17 protein-coding genes and 1 tRNA gene are annotated in these 15,720 nt (G+C 58.4%); 5 read left to right on the forward strand and 13 right to left on the reverse strand.

The window, feature by feature from the left end; genetic code table 11:
• Positions 1–27: 27 nt before the first annotated feature.
• From AACZ26_RS00105 to AACZ26_RS00130, 6 genes are all read right to left on the reverse strand, one after another.
• Complete coding sequence (locus AACZ26_RS00105) at positions 28–1,293, reverse strand: MFS transporter (RefSeq protein WP_339618253.1); 1,266 nt, start codon at positions 1,291–1,293, stop codon at positions 28–30.
• Entirely contained in the window at positions 1,290–1,634 is a 345-nt protein-coding gene (locus AACZ26_RS00110) for a metalloregulator ArsR/SmtB family transcription factor (protein WP_339618254.1), read from the reverse strand. The genes AACZ26_RS00105 and AACZ26_RS00110 overlap by 4 nt, the downstream gene beginning before the upstream one ends.
• A gap of 304 nt (positions 1,635–1,938) precedes the next feature.
• Entirely contained in the window at positions 1,939–3,591 is a 1,653-nt protein-coding gene (locus AACZ26_RS00115; RefSeq protein ID WP_339618255.1) for a cytochrome c biogenesis protein ResB, read from the reverse strand.
• A gap of 2 nt (positions 3,592–3,593) precedes the next feature.
• Positions 3,594–4,346, reverse strand: coding sequence for a cytochrome c biogenesis CcdA family protein (locus tag AACZ26_RS00120; RefSeq protein WP_009773804.1), 753 nt, complete (start codon positions 4,344–4,346; stop codon positions 3,594–3,596).
• Positions 4,346–4,954, reverse strand: a complete 609-nt coding sequence (locus AACZ26_RS00125) for a redoxin domain-containing protein (RefSeq protein WP_339618256.1) — start codon at positions 4,952–4,954, stop codon at positions 4,346–4,348. Before AACZ26_RS00125 ends, AACZ26_RS00120 begins: the two co-directional genes overlap by 1 nt.
• A 58-nt stretch (positions 4,955–5,012) precedes the next feature.
• Entirely contained in the window at positions 5,013–5,678 is a 666-nt protein-coding gene (locus tag AACZ26_RS00130; RefSeq protein ID WP_009773802.1) for a thioredoxin domain-containing protein, read from the reverse strand.
• Between the two features lie 838 nt (positions 5,679–6,516).
• Between AACZ26_RS00130 and AACZ26_RS00135 the strand changes: the two genes are divergently transcribed.
• From AACZ26_RS00135 to AACZ26_RS00150, 4 genes are all read left to right on the forward strand, one after another.
• Positions 6,517–7,419 (forward strand): cation diffusion facilitator family transporter, encoded by a 903-nt coding sequence (locus tag AACZ26_RS00135; protein WP_009773800.1) that lies wholly within the window; start codon positions 6,517–6,519, stop codon positions 7,417–7,419.
• Positions 7,420–7,717: 298 nt separating this feature from the next.
• Positions 7,718–8,080, forward strand: coding sequence for a metalloregulator ArsR/SmtB family transcription factor (locus AACZ26_RS00140; RefSeq protein ID WP_339620604.1), 363 nt, complete (start codon positions 7,718–7,720; stop codon positions 8,078–8,080).
• 98 nt (positions 8,081–8,178) lie between these two features.
• A complete protein-coding gene (locus AACZ26_RS00145; protein WP_339620606.1) occupies positions 8,179–9,039 on the forward strand; it encodes a cytochrome c oxidase assembly protein in 861 nt (286 codons plus the stop codon).
• A gap of 136 nt (positions 9,040–9,175) precedes the next feature.
• The gene (locus AACZ26_RS00150; RefSeq protein ID WP_339618258.1) at positions 9,176–9,442 is read left to right on the forward strand and encodes a hypothetical protein; all 267 of its coding nucleotides are present in this window, start codon (positions 9,176–9,178) and stop codon (positions 9,440–9,442) included.
• An 85-nt stretch (positions 9,443–9,527) separates the two neighbouring features.
• Here the strand turns inward: AACZ26_RS00150 and AACZ26_RS00155 are convergent, their stop codons facing one another.
• Positions 9,528–10,493: a bile acid:sodium symporter gene (locus tag AACZ26_RS00155; protein WP_339618259.1), complete on the reverse strand. Its 966-nt coding sequence runs from the start codon at positions 10,491–10,493 to the stop codon at positions 9,528–9,530.
• Positions 10,494–10,613: 120 nt separating this feature from the next.
• On the opposite strand from AACZ26_RS00155, the gene AACZ26_RS00160 reads away from it, so the two are divergent.
• On the forward strand, positions 10,614–10,781 hold the full coding sequence (locus AACZ26_RS00160) for a hypothetical protein (RefSeq protein ID WP_339618260.1): 168 nt from the start codon (positions 10,614–10,616) through the stop codon (positions 10,779–10,781).
• A gap of 290 nt (positions 10,782–11,071) precedes the next feature.
• On the opposite strand, the gene AACZ26_RS00165 is transcribed toward AACZ26_RS00160, so the two are convergent.
• From AACZ26_RS00165 to AACZ26_RS00190, 6 genes are all read right to left on the reverse strand, one after another.
• Positions 11,072–11,147 (reverse strand) — tRNA-Arg (locus AACZ26_RS00165).
• Positions 11,148–11,233: 86 nt separating this feature from the next.
• Positions 11,234–11,983, reverse strand: a complete 750-nt coding sequence (locus AACZ26_RS00170; RefSeq protein ID WP_339618261.1) for an SDR family oxidoreductase — start codon at positions 11,981–11,983, stop codon at positions 11,234–11,236.
• The gene (locus tag AACZ26_RS00175) at positions 11,980–12,828 is read right to left on the reverse strand and encodes a fumarylacetoacetate hydrolase family protein (protein WP_339618262.1); all 849 of its coding nucleotides are present in this window, start codon (positions 12,826–12,828) and stop codon (positions 11,980–11,982) included. The genes AACZ26_RS00170 and AACZ26_RS00175 overlap by 4 nt, the downstream gene beginning before the upstream one ends.
• Positions 12,825–13,931: a Gfo/Idh/MocA family oxidoreductase gene (locus AACZ26_RS00180; protein ID WP_339618263.1), complete on the reverse strand. Its 1,107-nt coding sequence runs from the start codon at positions 13,929–13,931 to the stop codon at positions 12,825–12,827. Before AACZ26_RS00180 ends, AACZ26_RS00175 begins: the two co-directional genes overlap by 4 nt.
• A 308-nt stretch (positions 13,932–14,239) precedes the next feature.
• Entirely contained in the window at positions 14,240–14,590 is a 351-nt protein-coding gene (locus AACZ26_RS00185; protein WP_339618265.1) for a VOC family protein, read from the reverse strand.
• Between the two features lie 56 nt (positions 14,591–14,646).
• Positions 14,647–15,675 carry a 2-oxoglutarate and iron-dependent oxygenase domain-containing protein gene (locus AACZ26_RS00190; RefSeq protein ID WP_339618266.1) on the reverse strand — a complete coding sequence of 343 codons (1,029 nt, stop codon included), beginning with the start codon at positions 15,673–15,675 and terminating at the stop codon, positions 14,647–14,649.
• Positions 15,676–15,720 lie beyond the last annotated feature (45 nt).

Raw genomic sequence — 15,720 nt, forward strand, 5'->3', positions numbered from 1 at the left:
AGTTCAGAGAACATAAAGTGATCTCCTTTAGTTGTCGATAGGTGATGGCGAAGGTGAACGCGCTGATTCTTCCCAGTAGCTGTCGCCAGCTTGCGCACGTCGGCGAACGCCGAACGCCGTGATCGAGGCCAAGATCGCCACAAGAGTAAGCGTCGCAGTGGCGACAGGAAGACTCGCTGCGCCGATCCATCCCGCCACGGGGTAAGTCACGAGGAAGCACGCGTGCGAGAGCGCAAACTGCGCGGTGTAGACAAGATTGCGGTTCTCAGGGTTGGAAGCCTCCGCCAGCAAACGCGATGAGGGCGTGTTGATTAGGGAGGTACCCATGCCGAGAATCAGCCAAGTTCCCAAAAGCGCCCACCAACCGGTTGATGTGGTGACGGCGACAATCGTGACAGCGTTCGCAGCGAGAAGCCCACCAACGACAACGGATAACCCGATGAGCATTGTGCGCGTAACGCCGATTCGATCAACGAGCCGCGGGACGCTCACCGCCACAAGTAGTGAACCAATCCCGTAGGCGCCAAGAGTGACCGCCAACGCAGCGTCATCAAGGGCGTAAACCCCTTTGGCATAAACGACTGAGTTCACGAGAACGATCGCAGTGCCCGCCGCGACAACCACATTCGTAATCATCAGAAACCGCAAACTCGGGGTTCGAATGAACACCAGTACGCCGGTGGGGAGTCGCTGCCAGAATGTGCCATCATCTCGATTTTTCGCGAGTGCAGGCAGCGTCGCGCCCAGCACGAGAACTGCGGAGCCGGCGAAACCGATCGCTGTGCCGACGAATAAGTTGTTGTAGCTGATTACAGTGAGCAGTACAGCAGCGATGGTGGGGCTTAACAACGCTTCAAGATCGTAGGCCAACCTCGATAGAGCCAGAGCTCGCGTGTAGTCGCGGGCTTGAGGCAACACGGCGGGGATCAACGATTGGAATGCGGGGGTGAATGTTGCTGATGCCGACTGCAACACGAATACCAAGAGGTAGATCTGCCATGTTTCCGTGACGAACGGCAACATCAACGCGATTGCAAGCCGGACCGCATCGGCACCGACCAACACTGCCTTCTTCGGCAGCCGATGCACCAACGCCGCAACCAAAGGTGCGACGCCGACGTAAGCGACCATCTTGATCGTCAGAGCAGTGCCCAAAACCAAGCCGGCAGCATCCCCTGCAAGATCGAAAGCCAATAGGCCCAAGGCGACCGTGAGCATCCCGGTGCCGAGCAACGCAATTACCTGCGCGCTGAACAACGCGCGGTAGGTCCTGTTGCGAAGCACCTCGATCATGCGTGGTGTGCCGGTGACTCGTCAATGGTGTGCTCCGCCTGCAGTATCGCCTCGATCACTAACCGTTTCGCATGCTCATCAGTCAATCGATAAAACATGCGATTGGCATCCTTGCGCACCAGCACCAGTTTGCCCCAGCGCAATTTTGCCAAGTGCTGAGACACTGCGGCAGGACTGCGATCGACGATGTCGGCAAGATGATTCACCGACAACTCGCCATCCTGTAAAGCGAGCACAATCCGAATCCGGGTGGCGTCGGCAAGCAGCTGAAATACCTCCACTGCGATCTCGACATACTCGCTATCCGGCTGAACTCTATCTACCTCTGTATCTTCATGCATGCATAGATACTAAGTGTGTTCGCAACTCTTGTCTAACCTAAAGTGGCACTTCGACCCATAATTCGGGTCCGCTGCGCCGGACCCAAGCTGTTGAAATTGGGGGCCACCCCCGCCGCGGGACCGACCACGCCGATAAAAATCGGATCCAGGAATTACGAAACCTCAGTGGCCAGATCCCTAAGGACGGCCTCGGTGATCTCTTCGACGTCGAACTTTTGTGCGCCAAGCTGGACACTTCTCGGCGCCATTTCACCATGACCATGTACTGGGAAATGTGAACTTTCCCTCTATTCCTGATCCTCCCTCATGAAACTCTTTCCGGGTCCGATTCCGGGTATCGCCTGAGAAGATCCCGCACTGCGGCGTCGAGTGTTGGATCATCGCCGCGTGCCAGTGCGGCGCACTCGACGCGCTCGTGGCCTGGCCCAGTCGCCGTGAATCGGAACCACACTCGTCGACGGGGCACGAATAGGGCCAGGCCGAGTCCAAGAATTGCCAAAGAACTGAATACCAAGACCGGAAGCTTTGTGGGGTCATAAGCGACATCAAAGGCGGCGAATCTTTTCACCTCACTGAGTTGAACACTGCCGAGCCCAGACGGTAATTGGACGGTTTCGCCCGGGCGCAACTCGAGTGAGTCGATGCCGGTCGAGCCACCAGTGAGCTGGGTCATGTCTGACGTGTCCATCTTGTAGACGGATTGGGGGATACCGTCGTCCAAGCCGAGATCTCCGGTGAATACGTTGAGTGTCATCACCGGATTTTGCACGTCTGGATAGATCGACGTGTAGGCGCCGGAAGCAGTCGCAGTTTGAGTGGGGTAGAAGAATCCGACGACTCCGACCTGCTCTGTCAGACCATCGGGAATTTTTAGAGTTCCAAGGCTGGTGAGATTAGCGTCCTGCGGCAAAAATGGGATCGCTTCGTCGAGGATCACTGTACCTTCAGGGTCCCGCACGGTGATTTGTGGCGCATAGCCATTGCCGAGTAGGTATAGTTCCGCCCCTGATACCGACAGTGGTTCGTTGACTCGCACGATCTCCGAGGTCGTCGCGCCATCGGAAGACTCACGAACCTGAACGTCTGCAACGTAGTCAGTGATGAAACCGAGGTTGGCGGGATTGTCCTCGACGTACTTGACCGTGAAGTCGGTCAGAGAAACCGAGAATGGGGGCAAGTTTTCATCAGAGAACCACAGACCGTTGGAGAATGTGTCGTAAGCGGAGCGCGCGTTAACGAAGCCTTCGCCTTCGACAACTACTCGTTGACCTTGATAACGGAACCCGCCTCCGATACCGACAGCCAGGAGCACACCTACAAGCGCAACGTGAAATAGAAGGTTGCCACTCTCCCGCAAATAGCCACGTTCCGCTGCCACTGATACTCGGCCGCCCACGTCAGGGTAGGTAACCACACGGTAACCGGCGCGACGAAGCAGCGCCTGTGCCGCGTCGGCTAACGCGGCGGGTGACCGCCGCTCTTTGTTCAACGTCCGGGTGTGGTGCACACTCATACGATCAAGGCGTCGTGGCGTACGAGGCGGGGCCTGAACCATCGCAGCTGCGTGATGGCGAGTACGCGGAATTACGCAACCAATCAGCGACACGAAAAGCAGCAAGTAGATGGCCGAGAACCATGGAGACGAGTAAACGCCGAAAAGTCCGAGCGCGTCGACGGTCGGTGCTAAATCGGGACTGTTAGAGAAGTACTGCACGACCCCATTCGGGTCTGAAGTGCGCTGTGGAAACAGCGAACCCGGTATCGCCGCTATTGCTAAGAGAAGCAGCAAATACAATGCGATTCGCATGCTGGTCAGTTGACGCCAAATCCACCGGGACCAACCCCTCACGCCTAGCCGGGGCGACTTCACAGGGTCCGGCTGCACTTGGTCGAAATGCTCGTCGGGCCGTGTGCCAAATTCATTCGCAGATGATGCCGACATTTGTTGTTGCCTCATGATCAGATAACGGTCGTGAAGGAGCCGATAAGTCCTTGGATCTGTCGGGCGATCGCGCTCCAGATACCGGAAATCATCAGCACTCCAAGGAGGATGAGAGTGCCGCCTCCGAGAATATTGATGAGGCGGATATGTCGCTTTATCGCGACCAGTGCGCGAGTGGCCCAGCTCACGCCGATCGCGGAGAGCAAGAACGGAATCCCGAGCCCGAGACAGTATGCCAAGCCGAGAGTTGCACCGCGCCACGGGCTTCCACCCGTCAGACTGAGAGCGATAACAGCACTAAGCGTTGGACCAATGCACGGCGTCCAACCCAGGCCGAATACCACACCGAGCAACGGCGCGCCCGCGAGGCCGGGCGAAGGAACCCAAGATGGCTTCATCGTGCGCTGCAGGCTGGCGAACGCACCAACCATCACCAACCCCATTATGACTACCAGCACTCCTAAGACGCGAATGAGGACATCCTGCCAGCGGACTAGCCACGAACCGAGCGCACCGAACGCAGTGCCGTAGGCGATGAAAACGGCGGAGAAGCCGAGGATAAACAGCACGGTGCCTATCACAACGCGACGCCGACCTTGGCTCGTGCTTGGGTCAGCGAGGCCCGAAACGTACCCAACGAATCCCGGTACCAGCGGCAGCACACACGGAGAGAGGAACGACACGATTCCGGCGAGCATCGCGAACGGGATAGCCATCAGCAATGCGCCGGAGTAGACCGTCTGTGCAAAGAACTCGCCGATTCCGCCCATCAACCTCCACCGCCATCCGAGGGTTCCTCAAGGGCGGAAGCGATTAGTTCTTCCAGAATGCTCTTGTCGATAAGCCCGACGATGCGCGAGGCCGGCCGTCCTTGCCGGTCGAGGACGACGGTTGTGGGCACAGCGGTTGGGGACGCAACGCCCGCGAACCCGAGAGCGGCAGCCCCATCAGTGTCAACGATCGAGGGGTAGGTGATCCCAAACTCGCGCGCGAATGTCTGTGCCGTCGCGGTGCTATCGCGAACATTGACTCCAACGAATTGAACGTTCTCGGTTTCGAATTGCTGCCACAATTCCTCTAGCCAGGGAGCTTCCAATCGGCACGGGGGACATGCGGCATACCAAAAGTTGACCACAGTCACCTGCCCCCGGAATTGTTCGGCGCTAAGGTTCTCACCGGCCTCAGTTATTCCGCTGAAGTTGATCTTTTCGCCACGGGTGTCGATTGCGAACTCGCTTATGGTTCCGTCACCTGACGCATAGTTGCTGCCAGCCTGCCCGAGAGCGCCCTCGCCAGAAGAACACCCTGCTAGCACCAACGTTGCGGCAGCGACGAAGAGAGCCGCGGTCACTCGAAACGACGAGTTGACCCGAGTCATCGCTGTTGTCCGACTACACGCGCTGAATGCTTCGACTCGAGACTTTCGTTGACCGATATCAACGCGACAACTCGGCGTCGATCGCGGTTCGTAGGTCGCCAAAAGATCGGAGTTCCACAATCTGGTCGTTCACGAAGAAGGTAGGGGTGGAGTTGACCCCAAGCGCGACCCCGTCCTTGAAGTCCGACTCGACCCGCGCTGTTGTTGCCGGGTCAGCCACGGCCGCATCGTACTGTGCCAAGTCAAGACCTAGATCTTCGGCAAACTTGCGAAACAGAGGCGCCTGCGACTGCTGCGCTTCTCCCCATTCGGATTGCGTCGCAAACATTTGCTTGTACATGGCCTCAAGCTCGCCTTGCTGAGCGGCCGCCTCGACGGCGACGGCTGCGTTCGTCGAATTGAAGTGGCCGGGAAGAGGGAAGTAGCGCAAGACGAACGTCACCTGACCCGAGAACTCCTGCCGAAGTTCCTCCACCACCGGATAGGCGGCAGCACAAGCTTCGCATTCGAAATCGAGGAACTCGACGACGGTGACCGCACCGTCGCCGGCGTTATCCAAGATGTGACTGTCACCCCTAGTGGCGGATGCGATCCCCGTCATGGGATCAGATTCGGCTGTGGGGCGAGACTGCTGAGCTTGAGCGAGGAGGACAACGATCACCGCGATTACCACAAGAATCAGCCCACCAGTGGTTGCGAGTGCGACTTTAGTATTGGTCTTCAATTTTATACTCTCCAGGATTAGGGGAAACGCAAGCGGTCAAGCACAACGCAAGATTGGTCATTGTACTCAAAACGGCACCAGCTGGGAAGCGCAACGCGCCGCGAGCTATCGTGCCGACAACGGCTTATGTGCGACTAATGGAGAGCGCGACCAAGCTGGGGCGGGCCGCCGTTGATGGACCAGCTGGAGTCCAGCCGAGAATTCGGGTATCGCGTCGGAGAGGTATTGCGTTAGGCATTCTCGGCAGTTTGCCATGCCAGACACGGGCAGCAATCAAAGCGAGACCGATAGTGCAGCAGGCGATCAAAAAAAGGCAACCGACTGCTAGCCCGCCAACTATCTGTGTGCTTGAAAGAGCCGCGGAGGTGGAGGCCTCACCGGCGGGAGTCAAGGCTTGGAAAACCACCCCTAGTTCCGCCACAGTTGACTGCGCAACCCGATCTTCAGTTACTTGGGCGTGGTGGCTAGCGAGTATCCCCATGCTCACGAGCACAAGAGAGAAGACCATGATGAAAAGCTGCATGGCTCTAACTGATGCGATCGACGCACTAGTTCCGCACACTGGTTGGGAATTCATCAATTCGATCTTATCTTGTTGTCGTGCCGGCGGGGCAGTTGCTCAGACAGACACTTAAGCCGAAACAACCGACTGTACCTACGCAGACATCAACGGCTGGGTGAGATCGCTCACTACTTAACCCATTCCGATTTGTATTCTGCACTAGAAGCACGGTTTCCCGGCAGGTTTTAGCCAACACTGATCGGAAGGTGCGCGAAAACTGAGTTCAGTCCGCCCATCATATGCAAGACTGTTCAGATATAAGTTCAAGGGGATGACGTGGGTACAGAACATTCGCATATTTCAGCGACAAGTGCTGCCGGCCGGCACCGCAAGCCACTCGTAATCGCGCTGATCCTCACTGCGACATATATGGTAGTTGAGTTCATTGTGGGATTTTCAGTGAACTCGCTGGCCCTAATCTCGGACGCAGCTCACATGGGCACCGATGTTCTGGGCTTGAGCATGGCCTTGGCGGCCATTACGTTGGCCTCTAGGAAAGCCGCGACTCAACGCACTTATGGGCTATATCGCCTTGAAGTTCTTGCCGCGCTCGCAAACGGTCTTCTGCTGTTTGGCGTGGCTGGATACGTACTTTACGAAGCGATTCAACGGTTCAGCGACCCGCCTGAGGTACCGGGTTTACCGCTGTTTTTGGTTGCGTCCGTCGGCTTGGTTGTGAATCTCATCAGCTTCCGGCTTCTCATGGCGGGGTCGAAGGAGAGCCTGAATCTCAAAGGTGCATATCTGGAGGTGTTGGCAGATCTGCTCGGATCGGTCGGCGTAATTATCGCAGCCATCATTCTCTACACCACCGGGTGGCAGTATGCGGATCCGATCATCGGTGTCGGGATTGGTCTTTTTATCCTCCCGCGGACCTGGAAACTCACCCAGCAGGCACTTCGCATCCTCATGGAGGTTGCTCCGCCTAACATCGACATTGATCAAGTTCAGGTTGAGATACTTCGCCTGCCAGGTGTCTCTAAAGTTCATGACCTTCATGTCTGGACAATTACATCCGGGATAGAAAGCGCCAGCGGTCACATCGTCATTGAAGACGACAGCGACTACCGAACGGTTTTGAAGACAGTACTTGCGCTGCTCCACGAGAAGTACGGGATCTCTCATGCCACAATTCAGTGCGAACCCCGGGGATTCAATGAAACAACAAATCTCGTGTAGCGCTAACCGAACGAAGGGTGACTAATGAAATGGTCAGTTTGCGAAGCACCGTTTGTGAGATGCAAACGATCAGCTGTCGAGATCGACAATTCCCTACGCTGCTGGGAGTATGGCCGAAGAAGAAGGGTCGCGAATGCGTTATGAAGAACGCCCGTCAAACGAACTCCTCGCTCAAAGTGAGGGTTAGTCTTACCGATGCGCCGAGGGCAGTGTGAGCCAGTTGATTCCTGACAAGGCTCACCGCAGGCAGAATTTGCCTACCATCAATGCCGCCCAAGTGGCATCGGTAAGAGCATCCATGCCCCCCGACGCCGATGTAATCGATCTGGCCGATGTATTTGGCCTACTCGGGGAACCAAACCGTGTCCGACTACTGATCGCGCTGCTTAATGGTCCGATGTGCGTTCGTGACCTCGCAGCCACGATCGAGATGAGTGAGTCAGCAGTCTCGCATGCGCTCCGCCTTTTACGTGCGCATCGTGTCGTCGATGTGCATAGGAAGGGACGAGTAGCTTCCTACGAGTTAGCCGATCTCCATGTTCTTACTCTTCTAAAGCTTGGCCTCGAGCACGTCGGTCACACAGAACTCATCCATCCGGAACGATCTAATGTGAGTCTGGTAGAAGAACTCACGAATATAAGTTCGGTGAAGCGGCCGTGAGCCCGATGCCCCCCTCGACAAACGGTCCCAGTGGAGAACCACTTCTAGCTCCCAGCTTTGAAGAGTTCCTGACATGGGACACGCTGGCTTTTCCCGTGATGCCAGCTCTCGCCGCTTTTCTTGCGGCCGCATACATAGTGGGTGCGACTCGACTTTGGGCTCAGGGTCGTCGATGGTCGGTGATTCGCACAGTCTGTTTCCTATTAGGTTGCGCTCTACTGTTGATCGTCACAGGAACACGTATCGACGCCTACGGACTCCGGATGTTGTCAGTCTTCATATTTCAACAACTTACGTTGATGATGGTAATTCCCCCGCTCTTCATACTCGGCTCCCCGGGAACGCTACTCCTGCGGGCAACCCCCCACCGATTTGGTGGCAAAATTGTTCTCAGAGCCGCACTTTTCGGCCTCCGATCACGAGTAGGCAGGGCCGCTCTCCATCCGGCACTTGTAGTTCCGTTGATGATTCTGAGCCTCTTCGGACTCTACTTGGGCGGCGTAGCAAATATTTTCTTGGCCAGCTGGCTCGGACACATCGCGCTGGAGGTGGGTTTCCTAATCGTCGGGGTTGTGGTTGCCACACCTCTGGTGTCAGGCGATCCTCTTCCGCGACGGACATCGTTTGTGGCGCGCATATTTGACGCTGTCGTGGAAATGCAACTGCACGCCGCATTCGCGCTCGTGCTGATCTTCGCCTCCACTGCGCTGATCCCGTTCTTCAACTCGCCCCCTCCAGGGTTGGGCGTAGATCCGCTGCAGGACCAAAGGCTAGCGGGAACGCTCGTGTGGACATACGGCGAGCTACCAGTGGTCCTTATCTTGATCATTACCCTCGTGCGCTGGCAGCGACAGGACACAGTGAGAGCAGCCAGGGCCTCGAAACGCGCGGACGCCGAAGGAGATCCGGATTTGGACGGGTACAACGACTACTTACAGTCGCTGCAGAGTCGTCGTTGACTCGCTTTCAGAACCGTACGTGCCATAACGTGTAGTGCACCACTCCACGAGCACGTAGCTCTCATTCTTAATGAACTATTCAGGTTCCGAAGCGCCGTAAGAGGAAAGGCAATGTCCATCTCGCCACCATCTGAGGATGCATGGAAGTGCGCGTGTTGAACGGATCAAATCAGATAGCGAACATGTTGAGATCGCAATGGATTTATTTCAGCTGCTTGTTGACGCCACCTGCATTCAAACTGTGCTCGCTTTGCAGGATGGCGAGTTGTCGGTGAATTATCTCGCTGACATGGTCGAGCGCAATCTCGCCGCGGTGTCTCACACATTTAGCGAAGCTGCGCCAGGGCAAACTCGTCTTTATGTACAAAGGCGGCAATCGCTTGTTTTGCCGGCTGACCGATGAGCATACGAAACGGTCGGTCGCGGAGGGAAGCTACACCCAGAAGCAGCACGCGGACCACATCGCCTGACCGGCGACGTTCAGCGCTTTACTCCCGGCGAGGGATCAGGCGGGGAATGAGGCGGACGAAGACGATCATGCCCACCAGCTCGACCAGTGTTTGGGTGACGACCGCCAGCGGGGCCAGGCTCAGCGATGCCGGCAGTGACAGCGCAAGTGGGAGGACGACGAGGGAGTTCCTCGTCGACCCGGTGAACACCAGGGCCCTGATGGCGGGGACGTCGAGCTTAGCGATTCGCCCGGCGGCAAGTCCGACGATGGGCATCACGATTAGAAACGCCACATACAGCGGCACCACGAACAGCAGCTGCCCGATGCGAGACCCGACGGCGCTGATCTGCGAGCCGATGACGACCGCGAGGGTCGCCATCATCAGCGGGACCATAAGGGCCTGCATCACGTTCTCGACCAGCACACCAGCACGGTGGTTTCGGGCCAGGGCTTGGATCAGGGCGGCAGCGATGAGCGGGATCACGATGAGGAACAGGAACGCTTCCGCGAACGGGCCCACCTCGATCAGCGACACTGCACCGGACCCCGCGAAGAGGAAGAGAAACACGGGCAGCAGGACGATCTGCAGCAGCATCAGGAGCGGGGCTGCGACTAGAAGGCGTTCTTTCGCGCCACCCGCAATGCCGGTGAATACGATGACGTAGTCCACGCACGGCGTCAGCAACACCAGAAGCACCCCGATCAGGAGAGCCCGATCCCCTGCCACGAAACGAGACAACCCCCACACGACCAACGGCACGATGACGAAGTTGACGATCAGCACGACGCTCAGAAAACGGACATCTTTGAAGGCCTTACCGACCTCGATAAGGGGCACCCCGAGGAACGTCGCGAATAGGAGCAAACCCAGGATCGGGTTGATCGACACCGTCAAGCCCGGAGCGATCGACGGGGCAACGCTTCCGATGATGGCGCCGAGGACGATCGCAGCGATATAGAGGGGAACTTGCTGCCGCTCCACCCAGCCCACGACAGCACCCATACTCAAACCCTACGGGCACGTCCTGACCAGATACGACCACGAGCCCGAGGTGGGTCCCGCTTGAACTGGCCTAATGGGTCCGAATTACCTTGACATACTCGGTCCCTGCTGCTGATCGGCTTGCTGGTCCCGCTGGCCCTGTTCGGCGTGCTCGGGCTCACCTCCGTCGTGCTCACGCACGAGCTCGCAAAGATCGCCGTCATCGCCAACGGGGTGCGCGCTGGACGTCTGTCCCGCGACAGCATCCGCACCGCGGTGCAACTCGCCCCGGCACTAGACGTGGCATGAACGCCGAAACCCTTGACCGTACCCGATCGGTACCCCGAGTGGAAACCAAACTGTAGGTCAGGTCACATGACGACATCGACTAAGCCCCCAGCCACTCGATCGAAGGTCAATAGGTCAACTTCGCCGGCTCGGCCAGAACCCAGACAAACACTGGGCTCCTATGCCCCGCAGAAGCCGGATCTCGGCGTAAAATAGGCCCGAAACTTATTGAAGCGCGGGCAGGATGTGGGCAGAAACCACAACAGGTCCGACCGCATTCAAGACAAAATGCTGGTCAGACCCATTATTTTTGGTGCGCCCGGAGGGATTTGAACCCCCGGCCTATTGATCCGTAGTCAATTGCTCTATCCGCTGAGCTACGGGCGCATCTCATTGACTTTCGCCAACCAGAAAACTATACCAGCGGTTTTGACCTCCCACTGCCACTTTTGCGACACAGATGCCGCGAGCGCCTATTTTCTGACGCGAAGGTGCGCAACACCGCCATCAACTTCGAGCGCTGTGCCCGTGGTTGAGCCGGAGAGGGGGCTTGCGAGGTAGGCAATCGCGCCGGCCACTTCCTCCGGCGTCACCATGCGTCCGGTGGCTTGGCGCGCATCCAGAGCAGCACGCTCGGCGACGGGATCGTCGAAGCCCTGCAGCATCCGCTCCACAAACGGGGTCGAGACAGTTCCGGGGCTAACGGCATTCACGCGCACCCCATCGGCGACATGATCTGTAGCCATAGCGTAGGTCAGCGCGAGAACAGCGCCCTTGGATGCGCCGTAGAGCGCACGCTGCGGAAGACCATTGAGGGCTGCGATCGAGCAGAGATTCACAATCGCCGCATGCTGGGATTTGCGCAACCAGGGCAGTGCGGCTGCCGACACTCGAGCCATACCGGTGACGTTGATATTGAGCACTCGCGCCCAATCGGCATCATCGTTCTCTTCGACGGTTCCCACTGCGCTGATGCCAGCGTTGTTGACGACGATATCGATAGCGCCGAGCTTGTGCCCGACCGCCTCAATCGCCGCGTTAACCGAAGCACGATCAGACACGTCGGCGGTGAAACCGTGCAGGCGAGCATCCAACCCCTCGCTACTGAGGTCGAGCACGGCAACAGTCGCACCCCGCTCAGCCAGCGTCAACGCCGTTGCTAGCCCAATGCCCGAAGCGCCGCCCGTGACGACCGCGACGAGTCCGTCGAATTCGGCGCTCATGCTTGCACCATCGTCTGGCGCGCGCGGCCGAGACCATCAATCTCGAGCTCGACAACGTCGCCCTCGCGCAGGTATGGCTGCCCCTCAATGCCCATCGCGACACCAGCTGGGGTTCCCGTGTTGATGACATCACCCGGCTGCAAGACCATGAACTGGCTCAAGTACCAAATGATGTGGTGGACACCGAACGCCATATTTGCGGTCGTGCCATTTTGGTGCGCAACGCCATTCACCCACAGCCGCAAGCCCAAGGCTTGAGGGTCGGATACTTCATCGGCGCTCACGAGCTCAGGCCCAAACGGATTGAACGTTTCGCAGCTCTTGCCCTTGTCCCAGGTTCCGCCGCGTTCGAGTTGGAATTCGCGCTCGGACACATCGTGCGAGACGGCGTAACCGGCAATGACGGCAGCCGCGTCATCCGGGGAATCAAGGTAGCGGGCAGTGGCGCCAATAACGACGCCAAGCTCGACTTCCCAGTCAGTCTTGACACTCTTGCGCGGGATCAGCACGTCATCGAACGGACCGACCATGGTGCTGGGGTCTTTCATGAAAATGACCGGCTCATCCGGAAGCGTCGCGCCGGTTTCTTCAGCGTGATCGCTGTAGTTGAGACCGACGCACACGATCTTGCCTGGACGCGCGATCGGCGCACCGACGCGCACGCCATCAGTTGCGACCGCGGGAAGCGAACCGGAGTTCACCGCGACCCGAGCAGCCTCGACACCGCCGGCCGCAAAGAATGCGCCATCAATGTCGGCTGCGATCGAGCGCAGATCAAAGGCTTTCCCGTCGTGAAGCACTACCGGAATTTCTGAGCCAACCGGGCCGAGTCGTGCAAATCTCACTGAGTGTTCTCCTTAGTTGCCAACGCGACACCTTCGCGTTCTTGGGATTCATAGCCGGCATCGACAACCGCCATGGTGTGCATGACATCGTCAACCGATGTCGGAAGTTCAGAAATCGAGCCCTCGACGTACCGCTGGAGGGCAGCCATCGAGCCGATGAAGGCATCCGGGAACCAACTTCCCTGAAATTCCACGGGCTGCCAGCCGAGCTCGGGCTTGTCGGTATACGCGATAGCGAGAGTATCCGGACCGCCGCGAGGGTAGTCGAGCATGAGCCCCAGTTGCGCGCGAATTGCGCCTTTGGTGCCCTCCCACTTCACAAAGGCCTCTTCAAAGTCACTGCCGAATCCGTGGTCATGGTTCGTGCTGATCGTGACCCGCAAGGGACGATCGCGATAGCGCATGATGATCGTCGATCGTGTGTTCGCGACCTGGGGCTTAGCCGGATGCCGCACCGTCGCCACGCTCACCCCGTCAGGGTTGCCCAGAAAGGAGCGAACCAAATCCATGTAGTGCACACTGTGCATGTTGAGTTCGAGGTGGTCCATCCCGAGCACGTGCGGGAAGATTTCCCAGGGTGTCTCGGTGGCCACACGGATCTCCATGTCATAGAGCTCCCCAATCGCGCCCTCGGCGATGAGCGTGCGCGCGGCCGCGATATACGGCGCAAATCGCAGCTGGGTATTGACCGCAGCGACGAGCCCCTTGCGGTGGCAGATTTCAAGCAGCACTCGTGCTTCGGCCAGATTCTGCCCGAACGGTTTCTGGATGAGCACGGCAGCGCCATCCGGCAGTTGGTCAAGCACGGCCGGGTACTGCTCCGGCATGAGGGCGAGATCGTAGACGGCATCGGCAGGGGCGGCGGCTACGGCATCCGATAACGACGTGTACACGTTCGGGATTCCGAACTCATCGGCGAGCGTCTGGGCTTTGGCCGCCGTGCGGTTCACAATCCCCCACACGGCAAACCCGGCTTTGCGATACGCGGGAAGGTGGGCGTCTTTGACGATCCCTCCAGCGCCGATGATCACGATAGGTTGTGGCCGATTGGGCATCACAACGGTGTAGGCCTCGGCAGGCTCACGCTCTGGATAGTGCGACACAGGTCACCCCGGCTTTCATTGGCGGTTGCGGCAATGATCAAACGATATACCATTCGGCCAACTACGGCCAGATGGGCCAATGCTGCGGGCGGGCGGGGCTGCAGTTGTCGGAAACTCAGGAGATTCGCGCCCGAAAGTGCTGCGCGAGGACGCCAGCGCGCCAGAATGCCCAGATTTCCTGAATTTCCGAAAATGCGGCGGGGCGGGCGCGAGTGGACGCGGGGCGCCGGGGCGGGCGCGAGTCGTCGAGGGCGAACGCGAGGGCGAACGCGAACGCGAACGCGAACGCGAACGCGAACGCGAACGCGTCAGGCTAGTTCGGTGACAAAACCAATCGTGTTTCCATCGAGATCCGTCAACGCGAAGAACTCGACAACTCCCTCGAATCGTTGCAGGTCGCTGACGACAAGACCCTTCTCGATCAAATTCTGTCGCTCAGCACCGGCGTCTTTGACGCTGATGTTCAGCGAGATTCCCTCGCGGCCCGCTAGCTCGGGAGCAACAACAAGTTGCAGCCAAAACGCCCCTAGATCGAACTCTGCAAGGTCATCCATCGGCATCACATCGGGCACGCCCAGATCGAATGCCGATCGATACCACGCAACTGCCTGTTCAAGATCACGAATAGGCACACCGACGGTGACGGTTTCTACGTTCATGACAAGAAGGTAGCAGCCCCAATGGCAGTCAGAACAGACAGTTGTAGAGCAGCGCCCTAGATCGCACCCCGCGGGCCCTGAATCAGATCATCATGGTGGATCTGGGCAACGTTGGGGTGCGCCCGCATTCGGTAGCGCAGAGCATTGTCTCCGTACGTCTCGAGGATGGGGCTGTTCGTCGGGTCGAGCGAAAGTCCGCGCGCTTGAGCCGCGAGCTCGGGCGGCAACTGCAACTGGGGCATCACCGTGTCGAGGGCGGGGTTGAAGAAGAACGGGATCGAAATGCGGTCGTCACCGATGAGGGGAGAAATCACGCGGTGCAGGGTCGCCTTGAGGTACCCCTCCGTGGCGAGCTCCAACATCTCTCCGATGTTGACGACGAAAGCGCCCGGCTTGGGCGGGACATCCACCCACTCGCCTTGGAAATCAACCTGCAGACCACCCTTGCCCGGCTCAACCATCAGCAAGGTCAGCACACCGCCGTCGCGGTGAGCGCCAACGCCCTGCTTCGGCTCCGGGTTGGACTCGCCCGGGTACCGCACAATCTTCAACTGCGGAAACGGCTTCTCAGCAAAGGCGTGGTCGAACACGTCTTCCGGGGCTCCGAGAGCCTGAGCCCAGGCGCGCAGCAACCGCAGCGAGACCGCGCTGAGTTTGTCATTCCACTCGTTGACTAAATCCCGAAGCTGGGGCACCGCATCCGGCCACTGATTGGGGCCTTCGAGCCGCCAATAGTCGGCGAGGCCCGCAGCATTATCGACGACAGGGCGCTCCGGCCCGACATCGATCTGCTCGCGCCAATCAGTCTTGCCCTCGGTCAGCTCGCCACCCACTCGCGTGTAGCCGCGGAACTGCGGGCTCTTCACATTCTCAACGGCAAACTTCTGCTCTTCCGACAGGGCGAAGAACTCACGGGATGCCGCAAGCAGGTCATCCATCAAAGTTTCGTCAACACCGTGCCCCACAAGGTAAAAGAACCCAACGTCGTGGGTCGCACGCAGCAAATCATCCCGGAATTGTGCGGCCGACTCTGGGCCGCCGTCGAGGAGCGAGAGGTCAATTACAGGGAGCGCGGAATCGTTCATTTACTGATCGTCACATGCAGACCCTGAGAGTTTTACTTTGTTACG

The sequence above is a fragment of the uncultured Salinibacterium sp. genome (genome assembly GCF_963974405.1).
GTDB lineage: Bacteria > Actinomycetota > Actinomycetes > Actinomycetales > Microbacteriaceae > Rhodoglobus.